Origin of the sequence: Thiocapsa sp. C2-2m (assembly GCF_041903745.1) — a bacterium.
In the GTDB taxonomy this organism is placed as follows: domain Bacteria; phylum Pseudomonadota; class Gammaproteobacteria; order Chromatiales; family Chromatiaceae; genus Thiocapsa; species Thiocapsa roseilacustris.
In genome coordinates this window covers 17646-27078 of sequence record NZ_JBBWVD010000053.1, presented here as the reverse complement: position 1 = coordinate 27078, position 9433 = coordinate 17646, and the positions used below count along the sequence as shown (strand labels likewise).

Genomic DNA, 9433 nt, shown 5'->3' with positions numbered 1-9433 from the left:
GGCCTCGAAGGCAGCGACCGCGGGGGCTAGCCGGCCCTGATCGATGCGTACCCGCTCGGGCATCCAGGCGTAGGCGAGACAGGCCGCCCGCAGAAACGCCTCGATCGGGCTTGTCGCCGGCCTCGGGCTTGAGCGGCAGATCGATGATCTCCTGAACGTTCCTGAAGCGCCGTTCGGTGCTCAACGTTTCTCCGGCACGCGACTTACTCGCCCGTGAGCTCCGTGAGCTCCGTGATCGCCGCTTCCACGACCTTGGGCTCGGTCAGCGGATAGGGCGAGATCCGCAAGCGTTGCAGGCGCGCCTGGTAGGCGGTGCAAAAGTCGTTGTGAAAGGTGAGAAAGAGCGGGTGCGCAGTGAGGTCGCGAATCTCGTCCATAAAGGCCAGATAGTGACGGGCCTGACCCATGTGGTACGGCGAGGGCTCTTCGTCCAGGCGAAAGCGCTCGATGCGCTCGTCCCAGATCGGGAAGACGCCGGGTGCGGCGAGGTGAAGCACCATCGAGGCCCCGACGACCGAGCTGAGGCTGGCGGCGATGGCGTCGATGCCGCGCTCTCGCAGGGCTTCGCGCTCGGCATGCGGACCGACGTCGGAACCAATTTCGGAGGCGCTGCGTGCGGCCTCGAAGGCAGCGACCGCGGGGGCTAGCCGGCCCTGATCGATGCGTACCCGCTCGGGCATCCAGGCGTAGGCGAGACAGGCCGCCCGCAGAAACGCCTCGATCGGGCTTGTCGCCGGCGCGGCGGCGCTCGCGAGCATGACCGGGTAGGTGCGCAGACGCGTGGCCTCGCGCGGGTTGTCGCGATAGCAGCCGCTACGCACCAGCTCGACGGCCGAATAGAGGTGTTCGAGATTCATTCCGGCACCACCTTGACTGTTTTACCCTCGCTGAGACCGAGAAACCCGCGTGTGATGATCCGATCGCCCGGCGCGAGACCCTTGAGGATCTCGATCCGGTCGGCGATCTGCAGGCCGCTCCTGACCTTTCGACGGGACGCTTGGCCTTGTTCCGTGAGCAGCCAGACAAACTCGCCGTCGCGATCGCGTCGCAGCGCACGAAAGGGGATCAGCAGACGCTCCACCGCGGCGGTCTCGAGCGTGACGCGCACGAACTGTCCGGCCTTCACGCCCGCAGGCGGATCCTCGAGCGTCAGCTCCACGATCCCCTGCCGGCTGGTCTGCTCGAGACTCGGATGAATACGCAGGATCCGGGCCGGGAACGCGGCCGCGCCGAGCGCATCGATGCGCAGCTGCGCCGGGTCGCCGACCTTCATCCGCGGCAGGATAAGCTCGGAGGCATAGACCTCCGCGATCAAGGACGCCGGATCGACAACTGTCAGGAGGTGGGTATTCTTCGAGACGAAATCACCCGGCTCGACCCATCGCTCGGTCACGACGCCGTCGAAGGGGGCCGGAATCCGGGTGAAGGCCAACCGAGTCTCCAGGAGACGAACGTCGCCCCGTGCGACGGCGACGGCGGTGCGGGCCTGCGAGAGCTCGGCGTCCGAGGCGGCGCGTTTGCTGACGAGGTCTTCGAGTCTCCTCACGTCGAGCTCGGCCTGCGCCAGCGTCGCGCGCGTCTTGTCGAGCTCGGCCTGCAGGAGGTCGTCTTCCAGGGCGACCAGGACCTCGCCTTCTCGAACCATGTCGCCCTCGAAGACGTCCAGCAAGGTGATCCGGCCTTCCTCCTGACTGAAGAGACGCACCTGGCGGCGATGACGCAGTGAGCCCGGGCGCTCGTGGCTGCTGGTCGTCGCGGCGTGCTCCACGACGACCGTGGCCACCAGGTGATCGGCGGCAACGCGCTCGCGGCTCGCGCTCGCCGGCGGCTCGCCCCCGGGGGAGCAGGCGATCAGGGTCGCGGCCAGGATTGAGACCGGCGCCGAGGCGAGCAGGGGCGGTTTTCGCGGACTCGCTCGGTGGGTGCGCGCGGTCTCGGAGCGGCCGGGCGCGCCGCGGGCTCGGATCGGCTCGGCTACGGCGTTGCCGGTCATCACCGGCCGGTCAGATCCTTGATCGCCACCGTCGGCGAGGTCTCTGGTTCGTGCGAGTAGTCGTAGTGTTTGATCTTACGCCGAATGTTGCGTTGGATGATGACCCCCAGGACGTGCCAGTCCAGGCCGTTAAGCGCGATGTCGGGATAGATGCGGTTGATGGCGACGAGCCGCTCGGTGCCGTTGTCCTCGCGGACATACTGGCGAAACCAGCGCACGCCCTCGACCTCCGCGAACACGAAGCTGTTGTTTTTACGGTTGTCCGTCGGCTCGACGATCACGACACAGCGATCGGGGAACTCGGGCTCCATCTGGTCGCCGAGCACCTGCAAGGCGTAGGGCTCGTGCATGCTGCAACCCGTGCTGTCCATCGTGGGATCTGCCATGATGCGTCCTCATCTGTAGGGGTTTGGTCGGGCGGCTCGTCGCGGCGAGCGGCCTCGCGCGTATGGCCGGCCACCCAAAACATCAGTCGCTCGTGACATCCGCTCCGCGGTGTCACGCATGCCCCGTGGCGCTCTGCGCCACGTGCCACGATGGCCGGAGTTACGAGCAAGGCCCGGTGAGCCAACCAGATAACGACCGGGCGATACCTTTCAAATTTTAGTGTTTTAAAAACTTAAACCGCGACAGCTCCAACAATCGTCGAGTCTGCCGGGGCCGATCCCATCCAAAAACATCACATGCCGCGCTTGGCGCGGTTTAAAAGGCTTGCATGAACCGAATCGCCGCCACCGAGCGCATCCACTCCGACCGTCGAGATTGGCACAATCTGCGCGGAATGCTGCCCTATCTGTGGGAGTTCCGCGGGCGTGCCATGCTGGCGCTGGTCTGTCTGATCGCGGCTAAAGTCGCCAATGTCGGCGTCCCCTTGGTGCTGCGCGACATCGTGGATGCCTTCGAGGCCACGCCGCACCAGGTGCTGGTGTTGCCGATCTCGCTCTTGGTCGTCTACGGGGCGCTCAAGCTCAGCTCCTCGCTCTTCAACGAGCTACGCGACGTGGTCTTCGCCCGGGTGCGTTATCGCGCCATGCGCCGGCTCTCGACCAAGGTGCTCGATCACCTGCATCGGCTCTCGCTGCGCTATCACCTTGGGCGTCAGAGCGGCGCCATCAGCCGTGATCTCGAGCGCGGCACCCGATCGGTCTCCACCATTCTGAACTATGTCGCTTTCAGCGTCCTGCCTGTGCTGGTGGAGTTCACGCTGGTGGCGGTGATCCTCTTGAAGCAGTACAGCCCGGCCTTCGCCTTGGTTGTCTTCGGGACCGTCGCGGTCTATTTCACCTTCACCTTCGCCATTACCGAATGGCGCATGGACTACCGGCATCGGATGAACCGCTTGGACTCGGAGGCCAACAATCAGGCCTTCGACAGCCTCATCAACTACGAGACGGTCAAATATTTCGGCAACGAGCGCATGGAGCTCGACCGCTACGACGGCACCCTCGCGGAGTGGGAGGAGATGGCGGTCAAGAGTCAGACCTCCATGTCGCTGCTGAATTTCGGTCAGGGTGCGATCATCGCGATCGGCGTCACCCTGATCATGGCCTTCGCCGCCAACGGCGTTGTGGAGGGCGAGATGAGTGTCGGCGACCTGGTCCTGGTCAATGCGCTCATGCTTCAGCTGTTCATCCCGTTGGGTTTCCTTGGGATTGTCTATCGGCAGATCAAGTATGCGCTCGCGGACATGGATCTGGTGTTCAAGCTGCTCGAGCGTCGCCCCGAGATCCAGGATGCCCCGGACACCAAGGCGCTGCGCCTGCGCGACGGCGACATTCGCTTCGAGCACGTCGACTTTCACTACCAGCACGAACGCGCGATCCTGCAGGACGTCGATTTTCGGATCGCACCCGGCCAGACCCTTGCCGTCGTCGGTCACAGCGGCGCCGGCAAGTCGACCCTGGCGCGTCTGCTGTTTCGCTTCTACGACGTGACCGCCGGGCGGATCCTGATCGACGGGCAGGATCTGCGCGAGGTCACCCAGGAGAGCCTGCGCGCGGCCATCGGCATCGTTCCTCAGGATACCGTCTTGTTCAACGACACCATCTACTACAACCTGGCCTACGGAAGGCCCGAGGCGACCCGCGCCGAGGTCGAGCGCTGCGCCGAGATGGCCCACATTCGAACCTTTATCGAGAGCCTGCCCGACGGTTGGGACACCATGGTCGGCGAGCGCGGTCTGAAACTCTCGGGCGGGGAGAAGCAGCGTGTGGCGATCGCGCGGGCGATCTTGAAGCAACCGCGGATCCTGGTCTTCGACGAGGCGACCTCCTCGCTCGACAGCCATACCGAGCAGGCAATTCAGCAGACGCTCGCGGAGGTCGCGGAGAACCATACCACGCTGGTAATTGCGCATCGTCTCTCCACGGTGGTGGACGCGGACCTGATCCTCGTGTTGGAGCAGGGCCGCATCCGGGAGCAGGGCACCCATCGCGCGCTCCTGGAGGCCGGCGGGCACTATGCCGCCATGTGGGATCTGCAGCAGCGCGAGGGTCCGGATGCGCCGGTCCCGGTCTCGGTCTCGGTCGCCGCGACGTCTCCGGCCCCTGAGGTGTCGCCGTGAGCGTGAGTCAAGCCCGGATCTTCGCCGAGCGGGGGGGGGAGATCGAGGCGTTGCGGGTCCGCGAGGTTCTGCGCACGGCCGGTCTCGCCGTACCCTTGGTCGTGCTCGGGGCGACGCTCGCCGCGGCGCTCGCGCTGCTGACCCTGCAGGGTGCGCGGCCCCATCTGGACTGGGCGGCGCCGCTCGCGATGGCGGCACTGGTCGCCGCCTCGCTCGCCGCCATGTCCTTGTGGAGCCGGTTGCGCAGCCAACTGCTGCTGCCTCTGGTGCGCCTGGAGCATTCGCTCTCGCGGGTCTGTCAGGGCGAGCCGGGCGCGAGCGATGCGTTGGACGATGCCGGTGTTCTGGCTCGGGTGGCGCACGACATCCGCAGCCTGAACGAGGAGCTCACCGACCTGTACGAGGAGATGGACAACCGGGTCGCTCGCCAGACCATGCGGCTGGCGCAGAAGACCGCCTCGCTCAAGATCCTCTACGACGTGGCCGCCGGGATCCAGCAGGCGGAGAGTGTCGACGAGCTGTTGCTGCGTTTTCTGCGGGTCTTGAAGGAAATGATCAACGGACGTGCGGCGACGGTGCGCTTGGTCATGCCCGACGGCTCGCGGCGGCTCGTCGGGGCGATCGGTCTGGACGACGACCTGGTGCGCGAGCAGGATATCGGCCCGGTGGATCTGTGTCTGTGCGGGAGTGTCCTGACGCCGGGCGAGATCCTCTGCGGGAACGACGCGCGCTATTGCTCCAAGGTTTACGGGCGGCGGATGTTCGCCAGCAGCGAGATGGAGGTGGTCACCGTGCCGTTGGAGCATCGCGACGAGCTGCTCGGCGTCTACACCGTCTTCGTCGACCGGCCCGGCTTGAGGGCCCGCGAGGACATTCTGGACCTGCTCGCGACGGTCGGGCATCACCTCGGGGTCGCCATCGCCAAGCAGCGCTCGGACATGGAGGCCCGGCGGCTTTCGATCGTCGAGGAGCGCGATTCCCTGGCCCACGAGCTGCACGACTCGCTCGCCCAGACCCTGGCGAGCCTGCGCTTTCAGTGTCGCATGCTGACCGACTCGCTGCGCGGCAGTGCGATCTCGCTTGAGGCGCGCAACGATCTGAGCCGCATCCGCAACGGGCTCGACGAGGCCCATACCGAGCTGCGCGAGCTGCTGGCGAGCTTCCGTGCTCCCTTGGATCGACGCGGTCTGGTGCCGGCGCTCGAGAAGCTGACCCATCGATTCGGCCAGGAGACAGGCGCACACGTGCTCTTTCAGAACGACTGTCGTCCATTCGAGCTCTCGGCCAGCGAAGAGCTTCAGATCTTGCGGATTGTCCAGGAATCGTTGGCCAATATCCGTAAACATTCGAAGGCACACACCGTGAGGGTGATGCTGGCTCGGGAGTCCAACGGCCAACATGTGTTGTTGATCGAGGACGACGGGGTCGGGTTCAGTACACCGGCGGCGGGATCCAATCCTGGTGAGCATATCGGCCTGACCATCATGGAGGAGCGTGCTCGGCGGATCGGCGCGGAGCTACGCATCGAGAGCGAGGCCGGGGAGGGCACGCGGGTGGAGGTGATCTTCGACGGCAACCGGCGCGGTCCGCGCCAAGGACGGGTGGCGGCCTGATGCGCGTGTTGCTGATCGACGATCATGCCCTGTTCCGATTCGGGCTTCAGGAGTTGTTGGAGCGCCGAGGCATCCAGGTGGTCGCGGCGCTGGGCGACACCGCGATGGGTCTGAAGCGCGTCGCCGAGACCCAGCCCGACGTGGTCTTGCTGGATATGCGCATGCCGCAGCTCGATGGCCTCGAGATGCTCCGCCGGTTGCGGGCGGCCCATCCGACCATGCCGATCGCGATGCTCACGACGAGCGCCGAGGAGCGCGACGTGATCGAGTCGCTGCAGAGCGGCGCGCAGGGCTATCTGCTCAAGGACATGGAACCGGATGCCTTGATCGCGGCGCTGAGCGAGATCGTTCAAGGCCGCACAGTCGTTGCGCCCGAGTTGGCGATCGTCCTGGCCAAGGCGGTCCAAGGCGAGGCCGCAGGCACGGCGGCCGAGGGTCGGATCGCCGACCTGACGCCGCGCGAGCATGAGATCCTCTGTCATCTTGCCGAGGGTCAGAGCAACAAGGCGATCGCTCGACGCCTGAATATTTCGGACGGAACGGTGAAGCTCCATGTCAAGGCGATCCTGCGCAAGCTCGATGTCCACTCGCGCGTGGAGGCGGCTGTGATTGCGGTCGAGCGTGGTCTGTGCGAACGCAGGTCAAGCCGCGATACCGGATGAGTCTGCACCGGATCCGAAGCGAAAGGAGTTGGGTTAACATGCGGAATAAGCGATGAAGAAGTTTTTAGAGCTCATCAAAGACTGTTTAAGCGATGTCAAGGAGATCATGCCCTGGGATCTGGAAGAGCGGCTTGCGGCAAACCCGGACCTGCTGCTGGTCGATGTCCGCGAGCCGGATGAGTTTGCGTCGATGCATATCGAGGGGTCGCTGAACGTCCCGCGCGGTATCCTTGAGTCCGCCTGCGAATGGGATTACGAGGAGACCGTCCCGGAGCTGGTGCGTGCGCGCGACCGGGAGGTCGTGGTGCTCTGCCGCTCCGGATACCGCAGCATCATGGCCGCCCACGCGATGAACCTACTCGGCTACCAAAATGTTTGCTCGCTGCAGACGGGGCTGCGTGGTTGGAAGGACTACGAGCAGCCGCTGGTCGACGCGGCAGGGGAGGCGGTCGACCTGGACGATGCGGACGGCTATTTCACGCCGCGCCTCAGACCGGATCAGATGCGGCCGGCGCATCGATGACTTTTTTGGAACCATGTTCGCATGCTGAATAAAACCAAGCGATTGTTTACGTCGCTCCTGCCAGTCGACCCCGCTCGAACGGGCGCGTGCAACCGCTGCGGCGCCTGCTGCAAGCTGCCCTATCCCTGCCCGTTTCTGCGCTTCGACGACGAGGGTTTGAGCAACTGCGCGGTCTACGCGATTCGCCCGCCGAGCTGCCGGAAATATCCGCGGGTGGCCGCCGAGCAGATGACGCCGCAGGAATGCGGCTACTCCTTCGCCGTGGTCGAAGTTCAGCCCTCTCTAAGGATCTCGTGACACCCGCTCCGCGGTGTCACGCATGCCCCTGGCGCTCTGCGCCCCGTGTCGATATGGCCGGAGTCACGAAAGACGTCCGCGGGTGCTTGCCGCAGAAGAGGGCTGTAGGGGCGACTTCAGTCGCCCCTAGGCGTCGTTGGATCCTATCTCGCAAAGGCCGAAGCCTCGGGCCTGTGCGTGCCTGCAAGACTTGGGCGTTTTCCAAGAATAGGCATCCCGACTGCACATGCCTGGAAGGCATCGAGTCCCTTACGCCGTAAGTCTTGAGCAAACCGTTGCAGAATTTTTCGTTATCGCTATCGTTGTCGTTGTCGTAATCGGATTCCGGACGACCACGAACACGACAACGACAACAAGTAGAGCCTTCGACCACTTTTCCTGTTTACGGCTCTGCCGGTAGATCCTTTTCCGGAAATCACCTTGTATGGGCGACTAAAGTCGCCCATACAGTCGCCCCACGTTGGTCGATTGAAGGCAGTACGGCCTCTCGGTGCCAGCCCGAGGGTCCGTGGACCAGCATCTCGCCCTGATCCGGGTGCCATTCGGCCAGAACCGAGCGCACGGTCTCTCGGCCTTCGATCTGCACCTGATGATCGCCCGGACGATGGGTGTGCCCATGGATCAGACGCGTAGCGCCATAGCGGCGCAGGTAGCGGGCGACCGTCTCCTGGTTGACGTCCATGATGTCCGGGGTCTTCTCGGCGGTCGCGGCCCCGCTCTTGCGGCGGTAATCGGCGGCTACCTTGCGACGTGCAGCGAGCGATCGCCAGAGGAAGATGCGCCGGACCAGCGGGTTGCGGATGCGGCGGCGAAATCGCTGATAGGCGACGTCGTCCGTGCAGAGCAGGTCGCCGTGCATGAGGAGCGTGGGCTCGTCGGCGAACCGGACAAGGGTCGGGTCGCGCAGGAGCCGACACCCGGTTTCGCGGCAGAAGGTCCGACCGATCAGGAAATCACGGTTGCCGTGCATCAGATGACAGCGGACCCCGGAGGCGGTAACCGCGGCGAGCGTGGCCTTGACCTCGGCATTGGGCATACCGTCGTCGTCGTCGCCGATCCAGGCGTCGAAGATGTCGCCGAGGAGATAGAGTTGATTGGCCTCGCGGGCGCGTCCGGCCAGGAAGGCGAGGAAGAGGTCGACCGTCGCCGGTCGATCCGGCGACAGATGCAGGTCGGAGACGAAGACGCTGATGTCTTCGGTATTCACGGGTCAGTCGACACGCCGGGCCTGGTTCGGCGTTACTCGATGATGACCGCTTGCTCAAGGACGACATCCTGGACCGGGACGTCCTGGTGCCCGTGACGGCTGCCGGTCTGCACGCCGCGGATGGCATCGACGACGTCCGCGCCCTCGACGACGCGTCCGAAGACACAGTAGCCCCAGCCGTCCTGCCCCGGATAATCCAGAAAACCGTTGTCCGCGACATTGATGAAGAACTGCGAGGTGGCCGAGTGCGGATCCATGGTGCGCGCCATGGCGAGCGTGCCGTTGAAATTTTTCAGTCCGTTCTTCGCCTCGTTCTCGACCGGAGCGCGTGTCGGCTTGGGCGAAAAGTCGGGCGTCATGCCGCCGCCCTGGATCATGAAGCCGTCGATGACGCGGTGAAACAGCGTTCCGTCGTAGTGACCGTCGCGGACATACTGCTCGAAATTTGCGCTGGTCTTGGGCGCCTTCTCGACATCCAGCTCGACGTGGATGTCGCCGAGGTTGGTGGTGAGCTTGATCATCGGGGTTCTCCGCTGGCTGTACTGGCGCGCCGGCGGCGCACTTGGGTTTGGGTT

11 protein-coding genes are annotated in these 9433 nt (G+C 64.8%); 5 read left to right on the top strand and 6 right to left on the bottom strand.

Translation table 11 applies throughout. The annotated features are described in order from the left end of the window. The 4 genes from AADX97_RS26295 to AADX97_RS26280 form a co-directional block, all read right to left on the bottom strand. Positions 1-184, bottom strand: a 184-nt coding sequence (locus tag AADX97_RS26295; RefSeq protein WP_374239340.1) for a hypothetical protein, incomplete at its 3' end; no start/stop codon positions are given. A gap of 19 nt (positions 185-203) precedes the next feature. Beyond that, on the bottom strand, positions 204-857 hold the full coding sequence (locus AADX97_RS26290) for a hypothetical protein (RefSeq protein WP_374236942.1): 654 nt from the start codon (positions 855-857) through the stop codon (positions 204-206). Further along, positions 854-1993, bottom strand: coding sequence for an efflux RND transporter periplasmic adaptor subunit (locus AADX97_RS26285; protein ID WP_374236943.1), 1140 nt, complete (start codon positions 1991-1993; stop codon positions 854-856). The genes AADX97_RS26290 and AADX97_RS26285 overlap by 4 nt, the downstream gene beginning before the upstream one ends. After that, positions 1993-2379: a S24 family peptidase gene (locus tag AADX97_RS26280; RefSeq protein ID WP_374236944.1), complete on the bottom strand. Its 387-nt coding sequence runs from the start codon at positions 2377-2379 to the stop codon at positions 1993-1995. Before AADX97_RS26280 ends, AADX97_RS26285 begins: the two co-directional genes overlap by 1 nt. Before the next feature lie 329 nt (positions 2380-2708). Between AADX97_RS26280 and AADX97_RS26275 the strand changes: the two genes are divergently transcribed. The 5 genes from AADX97_RS26275 to AADX97_RS26255 are packed head-to-tail and all read left to right on the top strand — an operon-like array spanning position 2709 to position 7651. Beyond that, positions 2709-4556, top strand: a complete 1848-nt coding sequence (locus tag AADX97_RS26275; protein ID WP_374236945.1) for an ABC transporter ATP-binding protein/permease — start codon at positions 2709-2711, stop codon at positions 4554-4556. Continuing rightward, positions 4553-6169, top strand: coding sequence for a GAF domain-containing sensor histidine kinase (locus tag AADX97_RS26270; RefSeq protein ID WP_374236946.1), 1617 nt, complete (start codon positions 4553-4555; stop codon positions 6167-6169). Before AADX97_RS26275 ends, AADX97_RS26270 begins: the two co-directional genes overlap by 4 nt. After that, complete coding sequence (locus tag AADX97_RS26265; RefSeq protein WP_374236947.1) at positions 6169-6831, top strand: response regulator; 663 nt, start codon at positions 6169-6171, stop codon at positions 6829-6831. The genes AADX97_RS26270 and AADX97_RS26265 overlap by 1 nt, the downstream gene beginning before the upstream one ends. Before the next feature lie 52 nt (positions 6832-6883). After that, entirely contained in the window at positions 6884-7354 is a 471-nt protein-coding gene (locus tag AADX97_RS26260; protein ID WP_374236948.1) for a rhodanese-like domain-containing protein, read from the top strand. A gap of 21 nt (positions 7355-7375) precedes the next feature. Further along, the gene (locus tag AADX97_RS26255) at positions 7376-7651 is read left to right on the top strand and encodes a hypothetical protein (RefSeq protein ID WP_374236949.1); all 276 of its coding nucleotides are present in this window, start codon (positions 7376-7378) and stop codon (positions 7649-7651) included. 415 nt (positions 7652-8066) lie between these two features. Here AADX97_RS26255 and AADX97_RS26250 read toward each other — a convergent pair whose 3' ends face one another. Together AADX97_RS26250 and AADX97_RS26245 are read right to left on the bottom strand one after the other, a co-directional pair. Beyond that, positions 8067-8858 (bottom strand): UDP-2,3-diacylglucosamine diphosphatase, encoded by a 792-nt coding sequence (locus tag AADX97_RS26250; RefSeq protein WP_374236950.1) that lies wholly within the window; start codon positions 8856-8858, stop codon positions 8067-8069. Positions 8859-8890: 32 nt separating this feature from the next. Further along, positions 8891-9379 (bottom strand): peptidylprolyl isomerase, encoded by a 489-nt coding sequence (locus AADX97_RS26245; RefSeq protein WP_374236951.1) that lies wholly within the window; start codon positions 9377-9379, stop codon positions 8891-8893. Positions 9380-9433 lie beyond the last annotated feature (54 nt).